General features: G+C 67.8%; 18 protein-coding genes. 7 read left to right on the top strand and 11 right to left on the bottom strand.

Going from position 1 to position 24,633, the window contains the following annotated elements:
• Positions 1-111 precede the first annotated feature (111 nt).
• Complete coding sequence (locus ABD848_RS03775; RefSeq protein ID WP_344967263.1) at positions 112-1,080, bottom strand: o-succinylbenzoate synthase; 969 nt, start codon at positions 1,078-1,080, stop codon at positions 112-114.
• A 490-nt stretch (positions 1,081-1,570) separates the two neighbouring features.
• Here ABD848_RS03775 and ABD848_RS03770 point away from each other — a divergent pair, with 490 nt between their 5' ends.
• On the top strand, positions 1,571-3,106 hold the full coding sequence (locus tag ABD848_RS03770; RefSeq protein ID WP_344967261.1) for a peroxidase family protein: 1,536 nt from the start codon (positions 1,571-1,573) through the stop codon (positions 3,104-3,106).
• Positions 3,107-3,345: 239 nt separating this feature from the next.
• On the top strand, positions 3,346-4,584 hold the full coding sequence (locus ABD848_RS03765) for a phospholipase D-like domain-containing protein (RefSeq protein ID WP_344967260.1): 1,239 nt from the start codon (positions 3,346-3,348) through the stop codon (positions 4,582-4,584).
• Between the two features lie 128 nt (positions 4,585-4,712).
• Here the strand turns inward: ABD848_RS03765 and menB are convergent, their stop codons facing one another.
• On the bottom strand, positions 4,713-5,552 hold the full coding sequence (gene menB, locus ABD848_RS03760) for a 1,4-dihydroxy-2-naphthoyl-CoA synthase (RefSeq protein ID WP_425567415.1): 840 nt from the start codon (positions 5,550-5,552) through the stop codon (positions 4,713-4,715).
• Between the two features lie 208 nt (positions 5,553-5,760).
• Here menB and ABD848_RS03755 point away from each other — a divergent pair, with 208 nt between their 5' ends.
• The 3 genes from ABD848_RS03755 to ABD848_RS03745 all read left to right on the top strand — a co-directional run bounded on the left by ABD848_RS03755 (position 5,761) and on the right by ABD848_RS03745 (position 9,518).
• Positions 5,761-6,966: an AMP-binding protein gene (locus ABD848_RS03755; RefSeq protein ID WP_344967256.1), complete on the top strand. Its 1,206-nt coding sequence runs from the start codon at positions 5,761-5,763 to the stop codon at positions 6,964-6,966.
• A 392-nt stretch (positions 6,967-7,358) separates the two neighbouring features.
• Positions 7,359-8,711 (top strand): RNA polymerase sigma factor, encoded by a 1,353-nt coding sequence (locus tag ABD848_RS03750; RefSeq protein ID WP_425567414.1) that lies wholly within the window; start codon positions 7,359-7,361, stop codon positions 8,709-8,711.
• A gap of 453 nt (positions 8,712-9,164) precedes the next feature.
• Complete coding sequence (locus ABD848_RS03745) at positions 9,165-9,518, top strand: hypothetical protein (protein WP_344967254.1); 354 nt, start codon at positions 9,165-9,167, stop codon at positions 9,516-9,518.
• A 30-nt stretch (positions 9,519-9,548) separates the two neighbouring features.
• Here ABD848_RS03745 and ABD848_RS03740 read toward each other — a convergent pair whose 3' ends face one another.
• A complete protein-coding gene (locus ABD848_RS03740) occupies positions 9,549-9,914 on the bottom strand; it encodes a GntR family transcriptional regulator (RefSeq protein WP_344967252.1) in 366 nt (121 codons plus the stop codon).
• 120 nt (positions 9,915-10,034) lie between these two features.
• Positions 10,035-10,433: a hypothetical protein gene (locus ABD848_RS03735; RefSeq protein WP_344967250.1), complete on the bottom strand. Its 399-nt coding sequence runs from the start codon at positions 10,431-10,433 to the stop codon at positions 10,035-10,037.
• Between the two features lie 287 nt (positions 10,434-10,720).
• Here ABD848_RS03735 and ABD848_RS03730 point away from each other — a divergent pair, with 287 nt between their 5' ends.
• Positions 10,721-11,389, top strand: coding sequence for a TetR/AcrR family transcriptional regulator (locus tag ABD848_RS03730; RefSeq protein ID WP_344967248.1), 669 nt, complete (start codon positions 10,721-10,723; stop codon positions 11,387-11,389).
• An 87-nt stretch (positions 11,390-11,476) separates the two neighbouring features.
• On the opposite strand, the gene lnt is transcribed toward ABD848_RS03730, so the two are convergent.
• Complete coding sequence (gene lnt, locus ABD848_RS03725; protein WP_425567411.1) at positions 11,477-13,138, bottom strand: apolipoprotein N-acyltransferase; 1,662 nt, start codon at positions 13,136-13,138, stop codon at positions 11,477-11,479.
• Between the two features lie 995 nt (positions 13,139-14,133).
• On the opposite strand from lnt, the gene ABD848_RS03720 reads away from it, so the two are divergent.
• Positions 14,134-15,336, top strand: coding sequence for an ABC transporter ATP-binding protein (locus tag ABD848_RS03720; protein ID WP_344967246.1), 1,203 nt, complete (start codon positions 14,134-14,136; stop codon positions 15,334-15,336).
• 148 nt (positions 15,337-15,484) lie between these two features.
• Here the strand turns inward: ABD848_RS03720 and ABD848_RS03715 are convergent, their stop codons facing one another.
• The 6 genes from ABD848_RS03715 to ABD848_RS03690 all read right to left on the bottom strand — a co-directional run bounded on the left by ABD848_RS03715 (position 15,485) and on the right by ABD848_RS03690 (position 24,432).
• Positions 15,485-16,354, bottom strand: coding sequence for a carbohydrate ABC transporter permease (locus ABD848_RS03715; protein ID WP_344967351.1), 870 nt, complete (start codon positions 16,352-16,354; stop codon positions 15,485-15,487).
• Positions 16,355-16,422: 68 nt separating this feature from the next.
• Positions 16,423-17,781 carry an ABC transporter permease gene (locus tag ABD848_RS03710; protein ID WP_344967245.1) on the bottom strand — a complete coding sequence of 453 codons (1,359 nt, stop codon included), beginning with the start codon at positions 17,779-17,781 and terminating at the stop codon, positions 16,423-16,425.
• Between the two features lie 25 nt (positions 17,782-17,806).
• Positions 17,807-19,138, bottom strand: a complete 1,332-nt coding sequence (locus ABD848_RS03705) for an ABC transporter substrate-binding protein (protein ID WP_344967243.1) — start codon at positions 19,136-19,138, stop codon at positions 17,807-17,809.
• Positions 19,131-20,366 (bottom strand): ABC transporter ATP-binding protein, encoded by a 1,236-nt coding sequence (locus ABD848_RS03700; protein ID WP_344967242.1) that lies wholly within the window; start codon positions 20,364-20,366, stop codon positions 19,131-19,133. The genes ABD848_RS03705 and ABD848_RS03700 overlap by 8 nt, the downstream gene beginning before the upstream one ends.
• A 265-nt stretch (positions 20,367-20,631) precedes the next feature.
• A complete protein-coding gene (locus ABD848_RS03695; RefSeq protein ID WP_344967240.1) occupies positions 20,632-21,786 on the bottom strand; it encodes an acyl-CoA dehydrogenase family protein in 1,155 nt (384 codons plus the stop codon).
• A gap of 225 nt (positions 21,787-22,011) precedes the next feature.
• Entirely contained in the window at positions 22,012-24,432 is a 2,421-nt protein-coding gene (locus tag ABD848_RS03690) for a beta-xylosidase/alpha-l-arabinosidase (protein ID WP_425567409.1), read from the bottom strand.
• Positions 24,433-24,633 lie beyond the last annotated feature (201 nt).

The following is a 24,633-nucleotide window of genomic DNA, read 5'->3' as shown; positions in this document are numbered from 1 at the left end:
ACGCCATCTTCTCGCTACAACGCCGGATATCCCGGGGTTCGTCCGGTTCGCAGACGCGAAACGGGTCACGATCGCCGTGAGGTGGCCGCGGCGACCTCACCGGGCACCAGCTCACCCCAGGTCCCAGGCGTGCTGGGCGGCTAAGGCCCGCTCTCGCCAGCCGGCCGCGTCGATCTCGACACGGGCCAGATGCTCGGGATCGACGGCGGGACGGCGCACGGCCAGCGCGCCATCCACCGCAACCAGCGGCTCGGCGCACACGTCAGCGGTGAGCAACCCCATGGTCGCCAGTCCGCAGGCGTAGGGAAGCTCGGGCAGGGCCGCGGCCAGCGCCACGCCGGCGGCCAAGCCCACCGAGGTCTCTACGGCGCTGGAGACCACGACGGGCAGTCCGCACGCATGGGCCACCTCCAAGGCTGCACGTACCCCGCCCAGCGGCTGTACTTTCAGTACCACAATGTCGGCCGCCTCGGCGGCGCGCACCGCCATCGGGTCTTTGGCGCGGCGGATGGACTCGTCGGCGGCCACGGGAACGTCTTGGCGGCGGCGCACCTGAGCCAACTCCTCAAGGCTGGCACAGGGCTGTTCGACGTATTCCACATCGAAGCGGCGCAGCGCGCGCAGCATCCGCAGGGCCGTGTCGACGTCCCATCCGCCGTTGGCGTCGATCCGCACGCGCCCGCCGGAGCCCATGGCCGCGCGTACCGCAGCCACGCGGGCGATGTCCTCAGTGGGCTCCTGGCCCTTCTCGGCCACCTTGACCTTGGCGGTACCACACTCCCCCTCGGCGGCGATACGTGCCGCCTCGTCGGGGCCGACAGCGGGAACGGTGACGTTGACGGGCACGCGATCGCGCACGGGGGGTGGCCATCCGATCTCGGCGGCCTCGTAACAGGCCGCCCACCAGCGCGCGCACTCGCGCGGACCGTACTCGGGGAAGGGGGAGAACTCTCCCCAGCCTGAGGCGCCGCGCACCAGGAACCCCTCGCGAGAGGTGACGCCACGAAACCGGGTGCGCATTGGAATCGCGAACGCCCGCCCCTCTGGGGGTTCGCCGCCGTGTGGTGATTTCCGAGCCACGTCGCTCCGTCCAACCGTATGCCGCTGGCAGCCCGGCCGAATCGACCAGCCAGAGGCCGCGCTCTCCCTCGCTTGGGCGTCGGGGAATCTCGGAGCTCCCCACCGCCGCACGTCGAGGATACGCATCGTCGCTTCGGGGTGCGCCACGAGAAAACGAGGGGCGCGACGCCGAGGAACGCGCGCTTTTTCGCCCTAGGGGGACCACTCTCGCCAGAAAAGTTCGGAGACCACCAGCGGAACCACCTTTTTCCATTTATTTTCATCACAAAAAACACGGCAGAATAAGACAAAGAAATAATAAAAAACAGAAAATCATAATTTTTTATTGAGAACATTTTTGCACGCCGTAGATCCCCCTTGGCCATCGATGGGTTTTCTTGACAAGGAACATCGGGAATGCCGGTTATGGCTGTTTTTCCACAGAAAAGTGGAACGTTGGCGCGCCCGCTATGGTGGCGCACCGATCGTTGTGTCTCACGAGGGGGATCTCATGTCCGACACCCAGACCAGTACCGAGCCGAAAGTCTCAGTTCCAGCTCAGGCCGCTAAGGAGAGTCCAGTCGACACCTCGGCGCAGGCCGCCGCACTCCAAGAACCCGATGTGGCAATCGGCGAGCACGGTTTCGCGATGCGCGGGTTGCAGCGCCTACCGAGCTCACCGATATTCAGCGGCCGATTCGGTCGGATGTTCCGGAATCTGGAGCCTTTCCTGCCTGACTTGCAACTGATCGACCGTCTCGCCCGCGAGGTAGCCGAACCCAACCCCGAAGGCGGCGAACACGAGGACCGTTCCGTGCCGGCGGGCTACACATTCCTGGGCCAGTTCATCGACCACGATCTGACATTTGACCCGACGTCGAGCTTCCAGCGGCACAACGACCCCGACGCGCTCGTCAACTTCCGCAGCCCGCGCTTTGACCTGGACTGCCTCTACGGCCGCGGCCCCGCCGACCAGCCCTACCTCTACGCCCGCGACAGCGGCGGCGAGCGGTTCCGCATCGCCAGCCGCGACGGCACCCTCGACCTCCCGCGCGACGAGCAAGGCCTTGCGCTGATCGGGGACCCGCGCAACGACGAGAACCTCATCATCAGCCATGTCCAACTGACCATGCTGGCCTTGCACAACCAGACGGTGGACTGGCTCAGCCTGCCGGGCAACCAGGAGCACATCCACGCCGACGAGGACGTCTTCACCGCCGCACAGCGGCTCGTGCGCTGGCACTACCAGTGGGTGGTGCTCCACGACTTCCTGCCGCGCATCGTCGACCCCGACATCGTGGCCGACGTGGTGGTGCGCGAGCCCCTCGTCCCCGGCGGAGAACCCGCCGACCAGGTACGGCTGGGCTTCTTCCACTGGCGCGAGGCCCCCTTCATGCCCGTCGAGTTCTCCGTGGCCGCCTACCGGTTCGGCCACTCCACCGTGCGCTCCAGTTACACCCTCAACAGCAGGGTGGGGTCCAAGCCGATCTTCACCGAGCAGCCAGCGCAGCAGTTCCCCCACGCCCACCTGGGAGGTTTCCGTCCCTTGCCAGAGGGATGGCAAATCGACTGGGCTCGTTTTTTCCCGACTTCGGAAGGGAGCGACCAACTGCAATTCAACCGCAAGATCGACCGTTTCCTGGCTCCGCCCCTGCTCGACCTGCCGCCCGACCAGGCCAAGGGAATCAGCAACCTGGCCAAACGCAACCTGCTGCGTGGCGCGCGCCTTGGCCTGCCCTCCGGGCAAGACGTGGCGCGGACCCTGGGCGTGCGCCCGCTGGTGGCCGACGATCTGCCCGACCCGGCGCCCCTGTGGTACTACATCCTGCGCGAGGCCGAACCCAAGAGCAGGCTCGGACCGGTGGGGGGACGCATCGTCGCCGAGGTCTTCGCCGGACTGTTGCACGATGACCCTTCGTCCTACCTGTGCAACGCCCCCGCCTGGCGTCCCGTTTTCGACGCCGCCCAACCCGGGGAATTCACAATGACCGATCTGGTGAACTTCGCCGGCGTCGGAGTGGCGGAACAGCCGGCACAGCGCAGCTAACGACGCTGCCCATTCGCCGAGGCCGGGCAGGGCGCGGCGCCACGCACCTGCTGAGGAGCAGCCGGATCATCGGCGCTCGCCAGTAGGTGGGGCATGTCCATAACCGACGGCGCTGCCCGGCCCCACCCAACAAAAGATTCCGGCCCACTGTGGCGACCTGTGGCCAGAGGCCGCCGGGACCGTGGACTAAGCTGGCTGCGGGAAACAGTGCAACGGAAGAGGACGGAAAGACGGCGGAGATGGCGCGACGCTCCACCGTCACGACCGTGATCAAGCGCGTCCTGTTCGGTGTGATCGCGGCTCAAGTGGCGGTTATCGCCGGTCTCATCGGCATCAACATGTGGCGTCGGCGTGTGCGCCCACACCGGGCGAGCTTTCCCCGAACGCCTCCCAAAGAGATACCGGTCGGGGCGACCACAGTCACGGTCTACACCTACGGCGAGGACGTCTACGAGGACATGCTCGCCGCCATCGAGTCCGCGCGGCACCGCATCCTGTTCGAGTCGTTCATCTTCAAAGGCGACGCGCTGGGCTGGCGGCTGAAACGCGCGCTGATCGACGCGGCCGACCGGGGCGTGGAGATCTTCGTGATCTACGACGGGTTCGCCAACCTCGTCGTGCCTCAGAAATTCTTCCAGTTCCCACCCTCGGTGCACGTCTTGCGCTATCCGGTGTTCCGGCCGGGGATCTTGCTGCTGAACGTGCGCAAGTCCGGGCGCGACCACCGCAAGATCCTCACCGTCGACGGGGAGATCGGCTTCGTGGGCGGCTACAACGTGGGGGCGGTGTATGCCACTGAGTGGCGCGACACCCACCTGCGCATGGTGGGCCCCTCGGTGTGGGAGCTGGAGAACGCCTTCTGCGACTTTTGGAACATGAACCGCAGCGCGCACCAGCCCGCGCTCGACGATGTGGGCACCACGCACTGGAACGCCGCCATCCGGGCTCACCGCAACGTGCCCGAACAGCTCATCTACCCCATCCGGGGGATGTTCTTGGAGGCGATCGACCGGGCCAAGGAACACATCTACATCACGCAGGCCTATTTCATCCCCGACCGGGAGATCCTGAACGCACTCATCGCGGCAGCCCGCCGTGGCGTGGATGTGCGGGTGCTGGTGCCCTACGCCTCCAACCATGTGGTGGCCGACTGGCTCTCCCGCGGCTGCTACTCGACCCTGCTGCGTGGTGGCGTCACCCTGTGGCTGTTCCAAGACGCCATGATCCACGCCAAGACCGCCACGATCGACGGCCATTGGAGCACGATCGGCACCGCCAATGTCGACCGGCTGAGTCTGACCGGCAACTACGAGATCAACGTGGAGATCTTCGACGACGGCGTCGCCAGCCACCTCGAAGCGGTGTTCGCCAACGACTGCACCAACGCCTGGCCGCTGACCGAGGAGGAATGGCGCCGCCGTCCGCTGATCGCCAAGCTCAGCGAAGCGATCCTGTCACCGTTGCGCCCGCTGCTTTGAGGCGAGGAGCCGTCCCATGCGGCCGCTCGCCTGGGCGGGGACGCCCAGGCGGCTTTCGTTTCACAGGCATTGCCGCCGTTGCCGCCAACGAGAGCTGCACCTATGGCGCCCCGCGCGGGAGAGTTCCCTCAGGGGCGGCGGGGGAACCGGTCGAAGGCGGGAGCCCGCTTCTCCTTAAAGGCGTCACGGCCCTCTTGGGCCTCCTCGCTCATGTAGTAGAGCATCGTGGCGTCCCCCGCGAACTGCTGCATCCCGGCCGCACCGTCGCTGACGGCGTTGATGGCGCCCTTGACCATGCGCAGCGCCAGCGGCGACTTCTCCAGCATCTCGCGCGCCCAGGTCACGGTCTCCTCTTCGAGGCGCTCCAGCGGCACCACAGCGTTGACCAGCCCCATGCGCTCGGCTTCCTCGGCACTGTACTGGCGGCACAGATACCAGATCTCGCGGGCCTTCTTCAGGCCGACGGTCTGGGCCAGCAGCCAGGAGCCATAACCGCCGTCAAAGGAGCCGACCTTGGGTCCCGTCTGACCGAACCGCGCATTGTCGGCGGCGATCGTGAGGTCGCAGCAGACGTGCAGCACGTGGCCGCCGCCGATCGCGTACCCTGCGACCATCGCGATCACCGGCTTGGGCAGGCGCCGGATCTGCACTTGCAGGTCGAGCACGTTCAGCCGACCGATACCGCGCTGGGCCACCTCGTCGTCGCCCATGTAGCCGTCATCGCCGCGGATCTTCTGGTCACCGCCCGAGCAAAACGCCTGCTCTCCAGCGCCGGTGAGGATGATGACACCAACGTTGGAGTCGTCACGAGCCAGATTGAACGCTTCCTGCAACTCAAACAGCGTCTGCGGGCGGAAGGCGTTGCGCCGCTCCGGCCGGTTGATCGTGATCTTGGCGATCCCCTCCGCGGTCTCGTAGGTGATGTCGGTGTAGCTCCCCGACGGCTGCCAATCGATCACGCTGCTCACGCCACTCTCCTTACGCGACATTGCGAAAGGGCGCCCCGGGACCGCTCCATGCCGGCGGTACCTGTGGCCGGCCGGCAGTGGGATCACTCGAAAGCGCCCTGAAGATCCGATTTTCCAACCCTAGCCCGTTAAGGCGCTACACGCGCGCCGCCGGGTGCCACAATGGGTGGCACGGACGTCGGCCGCGCGCCCCGTAGCATGGGCGACCATGGCGAACCGCCCGCTGCACGCGGTCATCGGCCTCGATACCGCTCACCTCACCGACCTGCTCGCCGAAGCTGTTCAGGGCACCGGCCCGGCTGTACTGCCGGTGCCGGAGGCCACCCCTGCCCCGGCGCTACGTACCCTGCTGGAGACACTGCGCCCCACCGCTGTGCGCACTGTCGAGGGCCTCACCGCCCGAGCCGACGGGGTGCGTGTCGCCGAGGACACCGCCGTGATCGTGGCCACTTCTGGCTCCACGGGAGCCCCCAAGGGGGTCGAGCTCTCTGCTACGGCGCTGCTGCGCTCGGCCCGCGCCTCGCTCGACCGCATCGGCGCGGGCCCCGGGGACACCTGGCTGTGCACCCTGCCCACCGGCCACATCTCCGGACTGCAAGTGCTGGTACGCGCGCTGGTCTGTGGCACGACGCCGCTACACCGGCGTTTCGACGTCGCCTCGGTGCTCAACGCAGGACGCGAACACCGGCCCTACGTGTCGCTGGTACCGACCCAGCTTCGGCGGCTGCTGGCCGCCGAAGCGGACCTGTCGGTGTTCCCGACGATCCTGCTGGGGGGAGCGCCCCCCGCACCGGAGCTGCTCAGGGCCGCGCGCGAGGCGGGCGGCCGGGTGGTGGTGACCTACGGTATGAGCGAAACGTGCGGCGGGTGCGTCTATGACGGGGTGCCGCTGGAGGGGGTGACGGTCGAACTGGAGGCCGATGGGCGCATCCGGTTGGCCGGTCCAATGCTGCTGCGCGGCTACCGGCTGCGCCCCGAACTAACCCGCCAGACCGTGGTGACCGACGCCACGGGACGGAGCTGGGTGCGCACCAACGACCTGGGGGCCTTTGACGAACAGGGCGCACTGTGCGTACGTGGCCGGATGGACGACGTGATCAACACGGGCGGCCACAAGGTGGTGGCCAGTGAGGTCGCGGCCGTGCTAAGCCAACTGGAATCGATAGCCGAGGTCGTGGTGGTAGGCCGCCCTGACCCCGAGTGGGGCGAGCGTGTCACCGCCGTGGTGGTTCCGGCCGAGCCTGACGCGCCTCCCCCACTGGAGCAGCTACGCGACTGGGTGCGTACCCGTCTGCCCAGCTATGCGGCCCCTCACGAGATCGACGTACGCACGAAGCTCCCCATGCTGGCCGTGGACAAGCCCGACCTGGCAGCGCTACGCCGGACCGACATTAAGGACACACCAAGCGATTGAGATGTCTTGAGTACGGGAAGAGGATACAGACTAGCCTCCGGACGACCGCGACAGGATACGCGCTCGGGAACTCGCGACGCGCCGTATGCGTCTACGGAACATCACGGATGTCCGGATATTGGGGGAATGGCGATGCGAAGTACGAGCCAGTATCCATCCACGCCAGGCACACAGCACCCCACCCACGCCGGTAGTGCGCGACAATGGCCATCTCTACCTGCACCTGCGACCATCCTGAAACCATTGAGGGCGTGATGTATGCCACTCATGTCGATGCGCAATCGAGATCGGGAACATTTGACTCTCTGACACGTTGGACATAATGGCGCGCCAAGACGGCGGATTCCCGGCCGCCGCGTGCCTTACGTCTTGGAAGGGAGGGAGGTGCCCTCATGTCGCGCACTGCCCTAGCCAGTTCTCCTACAGCCACGGAGATGGAAGGCGGCAACGCCGCGTCCACGGCTCTCCACGAGCTGCTCACGCGGGGGCGCTCCCAGGGGCATCTGTCCCTCGCGGAGCTTCGTACCGCGTTCTCCGCGGCTGGTATCAGCCCGGCCGACGGACGCTCGATCCTGCGGGAACTGGCCGACGCCGGAGTTCGACTCGCCAACAGCGGTGACGGTGACGGTGCCGTGATCGAGGCGGTCGATGCCGATGACGACGCACTTGAGGAGGCCCTCGCCGCAGACAGCGACCCCGACGCCGAGGCTGAGACCGATGAAAACGGCACGCCCGGCGCCGCCGTGCAGCGCCAAACCCCCACGGTCTCAGAGCCCGAAGCACCAGAAGCCGACCTGGATGACCAGTCCCCCGCTATGGGTGACTCGGTCCACACCTACCTCAAGGCCATTGGACGGCGGCAACTGCTCACCGCCGAGCAGGAAGTCGACCTCGCCAAGCGCATCGAGGCGGGCCTCTACGCCGAGCACAAGCTCGGACGCAGCGAAAGCGAGGCGGGGCCCGAACCCGTGGAGCTGAGCGATACCGAACGCGAAGAGCTCGAATGGGTGGCTGAGGACGGCCGCCAGGCCAAGTCCCACATGCTGGAGGCCAACCTACGGCTGGTGGTGTCGGTCGCCAAGAAGTACAGCGACCGCGGCATGTCCCTCCTCGATGTCGTGCAAGAGGGCAATCTGGGGCTGATCCGAGCGGTCGAAAAGTTCGACTACGCCAAGGGCTACAAGTTCTCCACCTACGCGATGTGGTGGATTCGGCAGGCCATACAGCGCGGTTTCGCCGACTCGGCCCGTACCATTCGGCTACCCGTGCACGTGCTGGAGCTGCTGAGCAAGGTGAGCCGGCTCGAACGCGATATGCACCAGGCGCTGGGACGTGAGCCCACCCCCGAGGAGTTGGCCCACGAGCTCGACAAGACTCCGGCTCAGATCGAGGAACTGCTGCGGGTCACCCGCCAGCCCATCAGTCTCGACTCCACCATCGGTGAAGACGGCGAGACCCGCATCGGTGACCTGATCGAAGACATCGACGCCTCTGAAGCTTCCGAGGTGGTGGACCGCCAGCTCATGGCTGACCAGCTCCGTAGCGCGCTCGATGATCTGGAGCCACGCGAGGCGACCATAATGTCGCTGCGCTTTGGCCTGATGGACGGCCGTCCCCGCACGCTCGACGAGATCGGCAAGCACCTGGGACTCACGCGCGAGCGTATCCGACAGCTTGAGAAGCAGTCGCTGTCGAAGCTGCGCCACCCCAGCCGGGCCCAGCAACTACTCGACTTCGCCAGCTAGCTCACCCGCGGTGGCACGGACCCGCCATGGGCCGGGCCACCGCTCGCCCGACGGCGGGAAACAATTCATGCGGCCAGGGGAGGTCGCGCCCCTGGCCGCATGTCGCCGTTGTGGACCACGGGGCGAGTAAGGAGACCGTCGCACCTCCCTCAGGTCAGGCACGGGAGACGCTGCCGGGGCGGGATCGGTCGCGTGTCATTGCTGGAGGGCCGGGTCGGCGAACCCCGAGCCCGCCACCGGCCCTACCGGGCCGCGGCTGCCACCCGGATCGAACTGCCTTGCCCCGCCTGGCCACCGCTCCCCTGGGACCACCCGAACCAGCCACGCGGCGCGGCCTCCGGCGGCCGCGTCCCCTCGCACCGTCCCCGAGAAAACTCCCCCTGTCCCTGAAATATCCCCCAATGCGTGGCTGACCCGACCCATGCACCGGGCGAGCGCGTCATACTCGACACCATGGCTTCGGAACACGACCCCAAGAACGAGATCGCCTCCTCCCTGCGGGCCGGCCGTGAGCTGGGCCCCGACTACGACGACGCGATCGCCGCATCCCTGGCGCAGCGCCTGGAGGCGACCATCGATGAGCGTATCGGCGCCCATCTGGCCCAGCACCCGGCCGCCGGCGCGCCGCATCCGGGCAAAGGCGTCAGCCCCACCACGCTGCGACTGGTGATGGGGATCGTGACGCTGGGGGTGGCCATCCCCGTCACCATCGTGGCCGCTGTGACGGTGGGATCGTGGGGCATTCTGATGAGCTGGGTGGGGCTGATCGCCTTCTACCTGCTCGTCGTGCGCGGCGCGGGCAACTGAGGTCGCACTCGCACCCCTCCTAGGCCTCTCCTACGGGCGGTGCAGGACCGCGGTAACGATTTCCAAGGCCTCGGTGCGGTCGAGGCCAAGGCGCGCGATGACCTCAGCGTAGTTACGGGCAGCAGCCAACGCCTCGGCCCGCTGGCTGTCGCCGCCGGCAGCGACGAACGTTCCCGAGCGCCCCCGCGTCTCGACCACACCGCCCTGCTCCAGTTCCCGGTAGGCGCGGGCCGCCGTGTTCACCGCGACTGAGAGCTGCTTAGCCAAGGCGCGCACGGTAGGGAGCCGATAGCCCACAGGCAACTCTCCGCTGGCGGCGGCATGGGCGACCGCGGCACGGATCTGCTCATAGGGGGGGACTTTCGACTCTGCGTCGATCCGGATGAAATCGTGCATGCGATCTCCTCCCTGGCCTGGCCAGCGAGCGCGTGCGCGCGGCACCGTTCACCGCTGTGGCCAGCGGCGACCGCAGTATCCACCCGTACGTGGCGCGGTCGCCGAGCGCGCTGGGCAGGGTTAGGCGACGGGCTCGCGCAGCACCCCGCCGGGACCGTGCAGGCGGTGGCGCTCGCGCAGGGTCAGCAGCGACTCCGCTAGCGAGGTCACCTCCTTGACCTCGGGGCGCGCTGAACGCTTGCGCCGGTAGATCCGGTCATCGTAGCCGCGGGGACCGATGAGTGCCCGTTGCTTGGCGTAGGCGGCGCGCATCGCGTCGGTGAGAGCGGTGTCGAGGGCCGCGCTGAGACGGCGCACCTCTGGAGTGTCGGCCTCGGGGTCGTCGCGCTGGGCCTCGTGGAATGCATGCTCCGCCTGCCGGGCGGCTTCAAGCAACTCCGGCAGCCGCCGGGCCGTCTCCTCGTCAGCGGCGTGCTGACGCAGCGCCTCGGCGCTCGCCTTCCGACCGATCAGCCCCATGCTCGCTCCCTTGTGCCTTCCTTGCCTCCGGCTAAAGCGCCGGCGGGGATGTCGCCGCGTTCAGGTTGGCGGGGCGCCCGTCCAGCCTTCCCGCTACCAGACGGCGGTCACCACGGACCCGCACCACATTTCTGCGGCGTGTCGCTTGGCTCTCGCGCCCCCCACACAATAGCGCACGCCTCTGTGGGCTCGGTGGCCGTTGTCGCAGTCGTCGCGTATTTTGGTACCGCCGACGGAAAGAGGCGTGTCATCCACCACCTTTACAAAGTAAGTCTAGGATAGGTGGGGTGAGTCGTAACAACGCCGGTCTGAGCACCGAACGCATTGTCACCGAAGCCCTGCGCATCATCGATGGTCAGGGGTTGAGCCGCCTGACCATGCGCCGCCTCGGCGACGCGCTCCAGGTCGAGGCCATGGCCATCTACCACCACTTCCCTCTGGGCAAGGAACAGCTCTTCGATGCCATCGTCGAGCACATGACCGACGTCACCCGTTCGCGCTCCTCCCCCGAGGACGACGAGGCCACCAGCGACGCGGCGGAGGAGGCGGCGCAGGAAGGTGAGCTGCCCTGGGACGAGCGGCTGCGCGTGTGGGCCCACGACTACCGGGCGGCGCTGCTGCGGCACTCCGGCGCGCTGGCGTTGCTGATCAACCGCCGCCCTGACACCACAGCGGCGCTGCGCTCCCTGGAGGCCCACTACGCCGCCTTCCAAGAAGCCGGCCTGTCCGGGGCGGCTGTCGCTCACGCCGCGGCGGTACTGGACTCCTATGTCACCGGCGCGGTCATCCACCAGGCCCGTGCCGAGAGCGCCGCCACCCCCGAAGCGCCCCAGGTCTTAGACGGCCGCTACCCGCACGTCGCCGCGCTGGGCGAGATCGAGCCCGACCACGCGCGGCGATTCAGTGAAGGTCTGGAGGCCGTATTGGCGGGGGTGCGCGCCCACCTGGCCTCGTAACGCCCAACCGGGCGCCCGGCACGGCTGTGCAGGCGAGCGCACGGCAGGCGGCCACCGCGTGGAGGGCACCGAGCTGCGAGGACGGCCTCAGGAGTGCGGCGGGGCGGTGGAGGTGTCCGGAGCGGAGGGGGGAGGGCCGGCGGCGCGTGGCGAACGGCGTTCGCCTACGCCGGCCGCTACGACCGCTCCCGCTGCGATCAGGGTCAACAGCACCTCGGGGACGCTGCCCAGGCGGGTGGCCGGCGTCAGTCCCGACATCGCCGTGACGGTGGCGACGTGGACCGCCGGCTCGGCCTCGGGCGAGCGGTAAGTGACCGAGCCGTCCGGGCGCACGATGGCGCTGAGGCCGCTGGTGGCGGCCACGACCGCGGGGCGGCCGTGCTCCACGGCGCGCAGGCGGGTGATGGCGAGCTGCTGCTCGGGCTGGCCGGTGAAGTTGTAGTTGGCGTTGTTGGTCGGTACCGCCAAGATCTGGCCCCCTTCGACCACCGACTCCCGCAAGGGTCGGTCGAAGGCGACATCGAAGCAGATGGCGGTGGCCACGGTGGTCTCGCCCATGGGCAGCGCCCCGGGCTCGGTGCCGGGAACGGCGTCGCTGCCGATCTGTTCCAGCCGCGAAACAACGCTGGTAGCCAACTCCCGGAAGGGGATGTACTCCCCGAAGGGCACCAGGTAACGCTTAACGTAGTAGTCGGTGGGTCCCTCTTGGGGGGTCCAGACCACACTGCGGATCTGCCGAGTGGCGCCGTCCTGGCTGTAGCGGCCGATGCCGAACAGCAGCGGCGCGTCGATATCCTCGGCGGCCTGTTGGATCATCTCGGCGGCCCGCGGTTCGGCGTAGGCGTCGATGTCGCTGGAGTTCTCGGGCAGGATCACCAGGTCGGGCTGCTCGACCTGGCCCGCGCGCACCTGACGGGCGAGCTCGTGGACCCCGTCGACGTGATTGCGCAGCACCTGCATCCGCCGCCCCAGGATGCTCATCTGGGCCACCCGGGGGACGTCGCCTTGGACGAGCGCGACCGTGACCTGGTGGTCGGGCGTGGGCGCGGCCACCCGCGGCGCCACCGTTCCCACAGCGAGAATCGCGACGACGCCGGCCACGGCCACACTCGCCGGTAGCGCTACGGCGCGCGCCCCGCCGGGACGGTGGGGAGAGCGCAGCCGCGTCGCCCCCCACAACAGCACCGTTCCGGTCAAAGCCACCATGAACGTCACGAGCGGGGAGGAGCCCCACGCCGCGTAGCCGGTGAAGGGGGTTTCGGGCTGGCTGAAGGCGAGTTTGCCCCAGGGGAATCCCCCCAGCGGGAAGCGGGCACGGACGAACTCCTGGGCGACCCACAGCGCGGGAACCCACGCCACCCAGCCGGGCAGCCGCATCACCAGGGCTATGCCCATGGCCATGGGGATGTAGTACAGGGTTTCGGCCGCGGCGATGACGAGCCAGACATCTACACCGAAGACGTCTTGCCAGACGACCAGCGGAAACATGAGGGCGGCACCACTGAGCAGGCCCAGCCACGCGGCACGGCGCAGCCGGGTCCCAGCGACGGCGCCGGCGAGCAGGGCGGCGCTGAACGGCGCCAGCGCCCATAGCTCGTAGGGTGGCAGGGCGAGCAGTTGAGCCAGGCCGGAGGCGGCGGCCGTGGCGGCGCGCAGCAGGATAAGGAGCCGCGGACGGCCGTGGGTACGGTCGACGTCGGGCTGCGGGGGCTGGGACCGCGCCGGAGATGAGGTGTCCGCAGTGACCACGCGCGGCTCGCTTTCCTTCGGCGGAGAACAGGCGACGGTTCGAGACTAGTGCAACCGCGGGCTGGGCCGTAGGCAGGGAGGGGTGGCCCGGCGGGCACCTCCGTGAGCTGGAGCGAGAGGCCGAGGGGCGAAGAGGTGTCGCCCCCTCGGCGGACCGTGTGCGTACTGGGGGGACGCGGAAAAGGCCCGATCACCCTTCGGACCGGATCCGTCTCGTCGGCAACAAGCGCGGAGACCGTTGTCTACTGGATGTTCGGGCCTTATCCGGGTCCAACCCCCCGCCCGGCCGCGGTGCTCCGGCCCTTACCGAACCTTTCGCCACACCTGGCGCCTGGTGCGGCATCGGGCACGCCAATGACCGGACCGCTCAGCCGGTCCGTCCAGTGCTGGACGGTCGGTAGCCTACCGAGACTCCTGATCGCCCACCCCGATCGTCACCTCGTGTCGGTGCCCTTCGCCGGACCACTTCGGCGCAACGGTGGGAGACATCGGGAACTATGGGCTCGGTAGTCGCGTGCCAGGCTAACGCACCTGTGATCGCGATGCCACTCAAGGCCGAAGCTGCGAAAACCGCTCTGTCGTGGTCGTCGTGGCGGCGGTGGGACACGCGAACCGGGGCCACGAGGGGGATGGGGATGCGTGGCCGAAGCCGGCCAACTTCGGGCGGGCGCACCGCTGGATCGACACCGGACGCTTTTGATCACGCGATTGATCACTCCCACGACCCATTTCACCGCCAACCAGCCAAATTGTCTCAAATTGTGAGACAAAAGACCGAGTTTCCCCCCAAACACTCGACAAACGGTCAGTAATGATGTTCGATATTGGCCATGGATCGATACGAAGCGATCAGTAACTACCGCAGACGATCGATCCAATCCGATCAAACTGGAACACAAGAGGCACCGTGGCCGATGCGCGTGGCACCAGCCGCAGTACGGCGCCACGGTGCCCTTCGGCGACTGGGCCCCACCCAGAACGGGAGCTGTTGATCCATGGCGAAAATTGCCCTTGAGGGCGTCGACAAGGTTTACTCGGGCGGAGTCAAGGCGGTGAACCATCTCGACCTGGAGATCGCCGACGGCGAGTTCATGGTGCTCGTCGGCCCCTCCGGGTGCGGGAAGTCCACGGCGCTGCGGATGATCGCCGGTCTGGAAGAGATCACCGACGGCAAGCTCACCATCGGCGAGAAGGTCGTCAACGACCTGCCGCCCAAGAACCGCGACATCGCCATGGTGTTCCAGAACTACGCGCTCTACCCCCACATGACGGTCGAGCAGAACCTCGCCTTCGGGCTGAAGCTGCGCAAGATGTCCAAGCCCGAGATCGCAGAGCGCGTCAAGGAGGCCGCGGCCATGCTCGGCCTAGAGCCCTACCTCAAGCGCAAGCCGGCCGCTCTCTCGGGTGGGCAGCGCCAGCGGGTGGCGATGGGGCGCGCGATCGTGCGTCAGCCCCAGGCGTTCCTCATGGACGAGCCGCTGTCCAACCTCGACGCCAAGCTGCGCGTGCAGATGCGCGCCTCGCTGAACCAGCTCCACGATCGCCTGGGCGTGACCACGGTCTACGTCACCCACGACCAGACCGAGGCGATGACGCTGGGCGACCGCGTGGCCGTCATGCGCGACGGCAAGCTACAGCAGGTCGACACGCCGAAGAACCTCTTCGATCGCCCGGTCAACCTGTTCGTGGCGGGCTTCATGGGCTCGCCCGCCATGAATTTCGCGACCGCGCGTGTGGACGCTGACGGCGACGCCGGCAAGCTGTCCTTCGCCAACACGGTGCTGCCGATCCCGACCGAGACGCTGAACCAACGTCCGCAACTGCGCGACTACTTCGGCCGCGACGTCATCGTCGGCATCCGCCCCTCCGACTTCGACGACGCCGCGCTGGCCTCTCACACCAACGGCACTTTGGAGGTCGTCGCCGACGTCACCGAGGAGTTGGGCACCGAGATCAACGTGATCTTCAGCGTCGACACCCCGCCGGTGGACCACGACGCCACGGGCACCGCCAGCAGCGATTCCGACGATGAGGAAGACGCCGCACTGCCGCTGTCGGGTGAGAACCGTTCGGTGTTCACCGCTCGGGTCAACCCGCGCAGCAATGTCCGGCCCGGCCAGACCGTCCAGCTTGCGGTGGACACCCGGCACGTGCACTTCTTCGACAGCTCCACCGGCATGGCCATCGGCCTGTCCTGAGCCCAGCGAGCCCACGGCCGGCTCGGCTCGCCGGCACCGGCAGCCATGGCGCGGGGACCGATTCCGCTGTTGAACGGCGCCGGTCCCCGCGTATGTGCCCCTCCCGGATGGCACACGTCGGCGGGCCGGGCGGGACGCGGGCGCCGGCCTACTTCACGGCGCCCGCGGTGAGACCTTGGACAAAGTAACGCTGGAAGGCAAAGAACACCAAAAGCGGGATGACCAGCGACAGAAACGCCCCTGAGGCCAACACGTCGATGTTGGCCCCGAATTGGCGCATCTGCGACTGCAACGCCTTGGTCATGGGCTGCGTATCGGCGCCGGCGAACACCAGCGCTACGAGCAGATCGTTCCACACCCACAGGAACTGGAAGATCGTCAACGAGGCGATGGCGGGGCCGCCCAGCGGCAAGATGACGCGGCGGAAGACGGTGAACTCGCGCCCTCCGTCCATCCGGGCGGCTTCTAGCAGGTCGCGCGGGATGGCGGCGAAGAAGTTGCGGAGCAAAAAGATCGCAAACGGCAGGCCGTAGCCGACGTGGAACAGCACCACACCGGTGATCGAGCCGAAGATGCCCAGCGAGCCGTACAGCCGCGCGATGGGGATCAACGCGATCTGCAACGGCACGACCAGCATCGCCACCACTGCCAGGAACAGCCAATCCCGGCCGGGAAACTCCAACCACGCCAGGGCGTAGGCGGCCAGCGAGGCGATGACCACGATGATCACGGTCGAGGGCACCGTGATGGCGATCGTGTTCCAAAACGAGGCAACGAAAGAATCGTTACTCAACAGTTGAGCATAGTTGCGCAGGGTCAACTGCGAGGGCTGAGTGAACACCGTCCACCAGCCACTGGCACTGTTGTCGGCCGGTGAGCGCAAGCTGGCGATGAACAGCCCCAGTGTTGGGACGAGCCAGAACACGCCGATCACGATCAACGCGAACTGCATCAGGCCAGAACCGATCCGGCCGACGATGCGGGCCGCCACCGACCGCGGGGGCGCGCCCTCGCCCATAGCGGCCGGAGTCGTCTTGGCCGAAGGGCTGTGCGACTGTACGGGAGCCGCTTCCTCGCGTGTGCTCACTAGTTCTCCCGTCGGAAGCGCCGGACCTGGAAAATCATGGCCGGAACGACTAGGACCAGGAGGAACACGGCTAGCGCGCTGCCCATCCCCTGGTCATTGCCGCCGCCAAAGGAGACGCGCCACATCTCCAACGCGAGTACGTTGGCGTCGGCCTGGACCGATCCCGGCGCGATGATGAAGACGAGGTCGAAGATCTTGAGTACGTAGATCATCAAGGTCACGAAGACCACGAGCAGCACGGGCGACAGCAGCGGCACCGTGACACGGCGAAACACCTGCCACTCGGTGGCGCCGTCCACGCGCGCCGCCTCCAGCGCCTCACGGGGGATCGACGACAGCCCGGCCGCCACGAGCACCATCGCGAACCCCGCCCACACCCACAGGTAGGCGCCAATGATCGCCGGAGTGACCAAGGTCGGCCCCAGCCATGTGACGCCCTGGTAGGGCTCGGTGAAGTTGGCCGCAGCGAGTTGCACCGTGTAGCTGCCCTCCTGGAGGCCTGCGAAGGTGAACGTACCGTTGTCGTCGGTGCGCACACTGGCCACGACCTCGTCGTCGCGCACCGCCTGGACCCGCATCCCCGGCATGCCGGACTCGGTGGTGTCGATGACGCCGTTCCTGCCGGTTCCGCCTCGGGTGAAGTCCAACCAGACCACCCCGGAGATGCCTTGGGCGGTGCTTTGGGGCAGCTCAGCGGTGGTGGCGCCGGCGGGAAGCTCGTCGTCGGCCACCCCTACCATCGGCAGTAGCAGCGGCCCGTCCCCTGGGCTGACCTGCTCTGAGAGCGCGACCGCACCGTTGGGCTCCTCGGTGAGACCGACACCCTCGCGCGGGCGGGCCGTGGGGAAGGCGGCCGAGGGCACGAACGTGTCGTGGACGGTGGTGAGCACGGCGTTGGCCACCCCCCGGTCGGGGTCCTGCTCGTAGACGAGCCGGAAGATCACCCCCGAGGCCAGAAACGAGATGGCCATGGGCATGAACACCACGATCTTGAACGCCGTGGCCCAGCGCATCCGCTCGGTGAGCACAGCGAAGACCAGGCCGGCGACGGTGACGACCGTGGGGGCGACCACCACCCAGATGACGTTGTTGCGCAACGCCACGAAGGTGCTTGGGTCGGTGAACATCTCCACGTAGTTGGCCAACCCCACGAACTCCGTCCCCGAGGCGTCCCAAAGACTGCGGTAGACGGAGAACAGGATCGGATAGACCATGTAGGCGCCGAGAAAGACCAGTGCCGGTAAGAGGAACACCAGCGCGAACCAGGCGGGCGGGCCGAGCCGGCCCGCCCGCTGGGCTGTGGGTGTTCCGGCGGGTGTGGTCACGTCCTGCTGCGCCGCTGTATCCGTGTTGGCCATCGAAGAGACCCAGCTTTCTCGCGTGTCACTGTCCGGCTTCCGTGGCGGCCTGCTCCAGCTTCTCGGCGGTGGCCTCGGGATCGCCGGGATCGCGCAGGTGGTCCTGGAGGATGGCCCACATCCCGGAACCGGCCGTGGCGCCGAAGGCGCTGGGAACCTGGTCGGAGAGGTCGTAGCGGACGTTGTCGCCGGCGTCGAGAATCGTTTGGGCGAGTTGACGGGTGAATTCGTCGGCGTAGGCCTCAGCCGGGACGTTGCTGTTGGCCGAGAGGTAGCCGCCCAGCTCGGCCCAGGTGGTGCCGGCTTCGGGTGAGGCGAGGTAGGCCAGCAGTTGCTGTGTTCCCTCCTGCTCACTCATGGCCACGGCGATGTCGCCGCCGACCACGACCGGCGGCTCGTCGCCCACGGCCGGGAAGGGGAAGGCCTGAGCGCTGGCGCCCACCTCGGCGCCGGACTCCACGATGTTGGCAGAGGCGAAGTCGCCCTCGTAGACCATGGCGGCCTCCTGCTGACCGAAGACCCGGCTAACGCAGTCGGGAAAACCGGTGTTGACCGCACCGTCGGTGCCGTCCAGCATCAGCTCCGGGGCGTCCCAGATCTCGTTGAGGGTCTGCAAGGCGGTGACCACGCTGTCGTCGGTCCAGGGGATCTCATGGGCGATGAGCTGGTCGTAGGCGTCGGGGCCGGCTTGGGAGAGGTAGACGTTTTCAAACCAGTCGGTCAGGGTCCAGCCCGAGGCGCCGCACATCGCGAAGGGGGCGCTCCCGGCGTCGGAGAGGGTGGCGGCGGTGGTGGTGACCATCTCGTCCCAGTCGGTGGGCGCGGTCACGCCAGCCTGCTCGAAGGCTTCGGGACGGTACCACACGATCGACTTGTGGGCGGCTTTGATCATGATGCCGTAGGAGTCCCCCGCCACGCCGCCGAGCCGCTGCCAGTAGTCGCCGTAGTTGTCCTCAAGCGCCTGGGCCGCCTCGCCCTGCAAGGGGTAGAGGGCGCCTTGGTCGACGTACTCGGCTACCAGACCGGGTTGGGGCAGGACGGCCACGTCGGGCGGATCGCCGCCCTCGATGCGGGGACCGAGGTAGGCACCGGTGTCCTCGCCGGTGGAGTCGTAGGTGACCGTGGCTCCGGTCTTTTCTTCAAAAGCGTCGAGGACCTGTTCGAAGTTTCGCTGTTCCACTCCCGTCCACTTGGCCGCCACCAGCAGCTCGACCCCGTCGAGCTCGCCGCCCTCCGCGGTGGTGCCGTCCCCGCCTGCGCCCCCGCCGGGGGCGCAGGCGGTGGCCAGTAGCACGCTGGCGGCCAGCAGTGCCAGGCTGGAGGGGAGGGCGCTGCTGTTTCGCTTTCGCTCAGCCATGGATCTCCTCTTTCTCGTGGCGCACGGCATCGGTGCTGTCGCCCCTGATTGCCACTCCGGTCTCGGGATCGAAGAAGTACAGCAGCCCAGTGTCGAGCCACACGCGGAGCTGAGCGCCTTCGGTGGCGCGCGAGCGGGGGCTGAACCGGGCGATCATGGCGGTGCCTGGCGTGGCTCCGTCGAGTTGGTCGACTCCGGTGTCCCGAGCCAGTTCCTTGGTGTCGTCGGTGCTTACTGGGGTGGCGTCGATGCGGAAGTGAACGAGCAGCTCCGAGCCCAGCGCCTCGACAAGATCGGTGACCGAGGTCAGCACGGCGCCCTCGGTGTCGGGTGCGAGGTCGGCGTCTTGCAGCGCCTCGGGGCGAATCCCCACCGCGACGTCGCGGCCGGCGTAGTCGCGCAGGGCCGGCCGCTGACTCAACAGCCCGGGGGGCAGGCTCACGATCTGGCTGCCCAGGGTGAGTGTGGCGGCGTCGCCGTCGAGTTCGAGCCGGCCGGAGACCAGGTTCATGGCGGGAGAGCCGATAAAGCCGGCGACGAACAGGTTGGCGGGGCGCTCGTAGAGCTCTTGGGGTGGCGCGACCTGCTGGAGTACGCCGCGTTTCATGACCGCGACCCGGTCGCCCAGGGTCATCGCCTCGATCTGGTCGTGGGTGACGTAGACGGTGGTCACGCCCAAGGCGCGTTGGATGCGGGAGATCTCGGCGCGCATCTGTACGCGCAGCTTGGCGTCGAGGTTGGACAGCGGCTCGTCCATGAGGAACGCCTGGGGCTGACGCACGATCGCGCGCCCCATCGCCACCCGCTGGCGCTGACCGCCGGAGAGGTTGCGGGGCCGACGGTCGAGATGGTCGGTGAGACTGAGGGTGGCGGCGGTCTGTTCCACGCGCCTGGCGATCTCGGCCTTGGGCATCCTGCGCAGTTGCAGGCCAAAACCGATGTTGTCGCGTACCGACAGGTGGGGGTAGAGCGCGTAGCTCTGGAAGACCATGGCGACGTCGCGGTCGCGTGCGGGGACGCGGTTGACGGTGCGCTCGCCGATGACGAGCGCACCGCTGCTGATCTCCTCCAGGCCGGCGATCATGCGCAACGCCGTGGTCTTGCCGCAGCCGGAGGGTCCCACGAGAACGAGGAACTCGCCTTCGGCGATATCGAGGTCCAGGGACTGCACCGCGGGCGTCCCATCGGGGTAGACCTTGCTGACTCCAGCCAATCGGACCTGCGCCACCGTGTCTCTCCTCAGCTTCGTGGTCGCTGTCGGAACCTCTGCATCGTGCTGTCACCCGCACCGGTGGTTATGCGTCGTACATCACATAGTCGTACATCACATAACTGCGACGGAGCCGTGATATCAAGCGAGATACATGCCAGAACAGAACGTAATGTCGTCTGTTATGAATCTGTTTCCCTATTTGACGGAACAGTCAGGTTACGGTATGTGCCCGAATTAACCCATCGGGACCCATGATGACCGAAACTGGCCAGGGGAAGGGTTATGCCTCCCGAGCCACATACCTACCGATAATTACCCGCTGTATCTGGTTAGTGCCCTCCACGATCTGGAGTGCCTTGGCCTCGCGCATCAGTCGTTCGGCCGGAAAGTCCCGGGTGTAGCCGTACCCGCCGAGGATCTGCACGGCGTCGGTGGTCACGCGCATCGCGGTGTCGGTGGCGAAGAGCTTGGCCATGGCTGCTTGAGGCGTGAACGAGCGGCCGGCGTCGCGACGGCGCGCGGCGGTGAGGTAGAGCTGGCGAGCGGCTTCGATCTGGGTGGCCATGTCGGCGAGGAGGAAGGACACGCCCTGAAAGTCGGCGATGGGGTGGCCGAACTGGACGCGGTGGCGGGCGTGGCTGGCCGCGAGGTCCAAAGCGGCCTGAGCGATACCGACCGCGCACGCGGCGATACCGAGCCGCCCGGAGTCGAGCGCGGCAAGTGCAATGGCAAAGCCCCGTCCCTCCTCACCGATGCGCGCCTGCGGGGCGAGCCAGAGGTCATCGAAGTGAACGACGGCGGTGGGCGAGGACCACATGCCCATCTTGCGTTCGGGTGCGTCGACGCTGAGGCCGACCGTGGCAGCGGGCACGTGGAAACAACTGATGCCGTGCGTACCGGAGTCGGGAGCTCCGGTACGGGCGAAGAGCGTGTAGAAGTCGGCGACCCCGGCATGGGTGATCCACGACTTGGCGCCGTTGATGCGGTAACCCTGGCCCTCGGGCTCGGCGCGCGTGCGCATGGCGGCGGCGTCAGAGCCGGACTGCGGCTCGGAGAGGCAGTAGGCGCCCAGTTGCTCCCCGCCGAGCATGCCGGGCAGGAGCGCCGCCCGCTGCTCGGGACTGCCGTAGTCGGCCAGTGCGAAGCAGGAGAGCGTGTGTACGCTCACCCCCAGCCCAACGGCCAGCCAGGCGCGCGCTAGCTCTTCGACTACCTGGAGGTAGACCTCGTAGGGCTGACCGCCACCGCCATAGTCGACCGGATAGGGCAAGCCCAACAGTCCAGAGCGCCCAAGCAGCGCGAACAGGTCGTTGGGGAAGGTCTCGGTCTCCTCGTCGGGGGTGGCTCGCGGCGCCACCTCTTTGGCGGCGATGTCGCCGGCGAGCTCCAAGAGCTCGGCGGCCTCCGGAGTGGGAAGAGCGCGTTCGACTCGCATCCGGGCCCCCAACCATCGTCACACCTGGGTGGCTGTAGCCACTCCAGCTCACCACCGAACAGCAGATACTTGGCCGTCCAACTATATGGTGACGGAGGCAACTTTATCTCACGATGCGAACGAAGGGCCATCTATACAGCCGTAAGCGGCGTAAATAGGACAATCCCAGGTTTCGGTGAGTCGCCCCCGGTTTCCCGGGGGCGACCCCGTGGGGGAAGCGCTCTCTCAGTCGAGCCGAGCCTGACTCGTCAAGGAGCGGTGGTGGTCGAGGACACGCGGCTGGCCGGTCAGGTGAACGGGCAGCCGGTAGCGCACATCAGCGCTGGAGGCGGCCAACCTCAGCTCCAACTCCCCCGGCTCCACAATGCGGCGCCCCGCCGGGTCGGTGTAGCCCGCCAGGTCGGCCGGCACCCGAAACTCCACGCGGCGCGACTGCCCTGGGGCGAGATCGACCCGGGCGTAGCCGATCAGGAGATGTTCCGGCCTGGCGACCCGAGCCACCGGGTCACTCAGATAGAGCTGCACCACCTCGGTGCCGGTGACCTCCCCGGCATTGCGCACACTGCACCCCACCGTGATCTCACCATCGGTGGCAATGGTGACAGGAGCCTGCGCAACCGGCGCCTGACCGGCTATGGTCGGGGCCTCCCAGGAAAAGTGCGTGTAGGACAGACCATGGCCGAAGGGGTAGAGGGGGGTGGGATCAACCGAGCTGACCTCGCTGGCACGCCCCAGCGGTGCCGCGAGGTAGGTCGAAGGCTGCCCCCCGGGACGGCGCGGCATGCTCACCGGCAGCCGCCCTGACGGGCACACCCGCCCCGAGAGCACACCGGCGACCGCTGCGGCTCCCTCCTCCCCAGGGAAGAACGCCTGCACGACCGCCGCGAGCCGGCCGGAGAAGTTGCCCAGCGCATAGGGACGGCCGGTGAGCAGCACCAGCACCACCGGCGTGCCCGACGCCACGAGCGCGTCGAGCAGTTGCTCTTGGACCCCGGGCAGCCGCAGATCCTCAGCGTCGCACCCCTCCCCCGAGGTGCCTCGCCCAAACAGTCCCGCGCGATCGCCCAGGACGGCGACGCACACATCGGCGGCGCGGGCGGCCTCGACCGCCGCGGGGATGTCCGACACGTCGGTGCCGTCGACCTCGCAGCCGTGGTGGTACTCGATGGCGCTTTCGGCCATCTCCTGGCGCAGCGCCGCGAGCACAGTGGGCACCTCGACCCCCATCGCCACGTCGGGGTGCTGGGCCCCCACGTGGCTGGGAAAGGAATAACAGCCGAGCATGGCCATGGCGTTGTCGGCGCTGGGGCCCACCACGGCCAGTCGAGCGCCCGAGGAGAGCGGCAACGTAGCGGCACTGTTGTCGAGCAGCACGACCGACTCCTCAGCCACGCGACGGGCGAGTCCCCGGTTCTGTGGCGGGTCCAGCTCGCCCCCCTCCGCCGTCACAGCCGGATCGTGGGGGCCGGCCAGCGCCGGCGGCTGGGGGGTGTAATCCGCGTCCAGCAGGCCCAGTTCACACTTTTGGGCCAGGACCCGCCGAACGGAGCGATCGATCAGGGATTCGGCGACCTCGCCGCTGCGAATCGCGTCAAGCAACGGCTGCCCGAAACAGTGAACGGTGGGAAGTTCGACGTCGACCCCGGCGGCCAAAGCCATCGCCGCCGCCTCGCCGGACGTCTCGGCCACGCCGTGCAGGAGACGCAGGAACGCGACGCCGAAGTAGTCGGCCACCACCGTGCCGGTGAACTCCCACTGGTCGCGCAACAGCCCGGTCAGCAGCGAGGTATCCGCCGCGGCGGGGAGCCCGTCGTTGTCGTTGTAGGCATGCATCACCGAGTCGGCGCCCCCCAGGCGCAGCGCCATCTCGAAAGGCGGCAGCAACACGTCGGCCATCTCGCGCGGTCCCACCGAGACAGGCGCCAGATTGCGGCCGGCGCGCGAGGCCGAGTAGCCGACGAAGTGCTTGAGGGTCGCGATGACGCCGGTGGACTGTAGCCCCCGCACGTAGGCGGTGCCGATCGTGCCCACCAGATAGGGATCTTCACCGATGGTCTCCTCGGTGCGGCCCCAACGGGGGTCGCGGGTGACGTCGAGGACGGGAGCCAACCCTTGGTGGATGCCGACATCGCGCATGCCGGTGCCGATGCGCTCGGCCATCTGCTCGACCAACTCGGGATCGAACGTAGCTCCCCAGGCCAGCGGAGTGGGAAAGATCGTAGCGGTCCACGCGGTGAAGCCGGAGAGGCACTCCTCGTGGGCCAGCGCCGGGATGGCAAAGCGGCCGGCAGCCATGATCCGCTCCTGGGAACGCGCGAGCGCCCGGGCTCCCATGAGCGGATCGACCGGCGCGGTGCCGAAGGGGCGGGTGAGCTGGCCCAGCCCATGGGGGATGAGCTGCTCCCAGTCGGGGGGTTCCTCAGCCATGTCGTGCTGATGAGGAGCGACCTCCTCTCCCGATTCACTCGCCCCGACCCATACCCCGTAGAGCTGGGCGACTTTCTCCTCCAGTGTCATATGCCGGAGAAGGGACTCGACCCGTTGCGCTGTGGGCAGGTTCGAGTCGCGCCAGGGAGCGGTACCGGCCTGGGTCGCGTGGCCCGGCCGGGGCGCCGGCTCGGGCTCGCTGTCGGCCGAGAGCGTCATGCGTGGTCCTCTTTCGGGTCGGCGCGTTGGATCGCGGAGCTGAGGAGGACTGGTGGCCCGCGGCCATGCCGCGGCGGCAGGGCCGGCAGCGGTGCGCCGCGCAGCCGTCACAGCCACCCCAACCTTTCGAAACTATCGGATATAAAGCCGAAAACTTTGGGATCAAATTACCGCACAACCCTCGAAACACAGCACCCAGGT

The sequence above is a fragment of the Salinactinospora qingdaonensis genome, assembly GCF_039539445.1.
Classification (GTDB): domain Bacteria; phylum Actinomycetota; class Actinomycetes; order Streptosporangiales; family Streptosporangiaceae; genus Salinactinospora; species Salinactinospora qingdaonensis.
The sequence above is the reverse complement of the archived record's forward strand: the minus strand, read 5'-3'. Positions and strand labels throughout refer to the sequence as shown.

What these genes read in the sequence shown, in the direction of transcription:
- ABD848_RS03770 (WP_344967261.1), top strand. Translation starts at nt 1,571, where the DNA reads ATGTCCGACACCCAGACCAGTACCGAGCCGAAAGTCTCAGTTCCAGCT.
- ABD848_RS03765 (WP_344967260.1), top strand. Translation starts at nt 3,346, where the DNA reads ATGGCGCGACGCTCCACCGTCACGACCGTGATCAAGCGCGTCCTGTTC.
- ABD848_RS03755 (WP_344967256.1), top strand. Translation starts at nt 5,761, where the DNA reads ATGGCGAACCGCCCGCTGCACGCGGTCATCGGCCTCGATACCGCTCAC.
- ABD848_RS03750 (WP_425567414.1), top strand. Translation starts at nt 7,359, where the DNA reads ATGTCGCGCACTGCCCTAGCCAGTTCTCCTACAGCCACGGAGATGGAA.
- ABD848_RS03745 (WP_344967254.1), top strand. Translation starts at nt 9,165, where the DNA reads ATGGCTTCGGAACACGACCCCAAGAACGAGATCGCCTCCTCCCTGCGG.
- ABD848_RS03740 (WP_344967252.1), bottom strand. Translation starts at nt 9,914, where the DNA reads ATGCACGATTTCATCCGGATCGACGCAGAGTCGAAAGTCCCCCCCTAT.
- ABD848_RS03735 (WP_344967250.1), bottom strand. Translation starts at nt 10,433, where the DNA reads ATGGGGCTGATCGGTCGGAAGGCGAGCGCCGAGGCGCTGCGTCAGCAC.
- ABD848_RS03720 (WP_344967246.1), top strand. Translation starts at nt 14,134, where the DNA reads ATGGCGAAAATTGCCCTTGAGGGCGTCGACAAGGTTTACTCGGGCGGA.
- ABD848_RS03715 (WP_344967351.1), bottom strand. Translation starts at nt 16,354, where the DNA reads ATGGGCGAGGGCGCGCCCCCGCGGTCGGTGGCGGCCCGCATCGTCGGC.
- ABD848_RS03710 (WP_344967245.1), bottom strand. Translation starts at nt 17,781, where the DNA reads ATGGCCAACACGGATACAGCGGCGCAGCAGGACGTGACCACACCCGCC.
- ABD848_RS03705 (WP_344967243.1), bottom strand. Translation starts at nt 19,138, where the DNA reads ATGGCTGAGCGAAAGCGAAACAGCAGCGCCCTCCCCTCCAGCCTGGCA.
- ABD848_RS03695 (WP_344967240.1), bottom strand. Translation starts at nt 21,786, where the DNA reads ATGCGAGTCGAACGCGCTCTTCCCACTCCGGAGGCCGCCGAGCTCTTG.
- ABD848_RS03690 (WP_425567409.1), bottom strand. Translation starts at nt 24,432, where the DNA reads ATGACGCTCTCGGCCGACAGCGAGCCCGAGCCGGCGCCCCGGCCGGGC.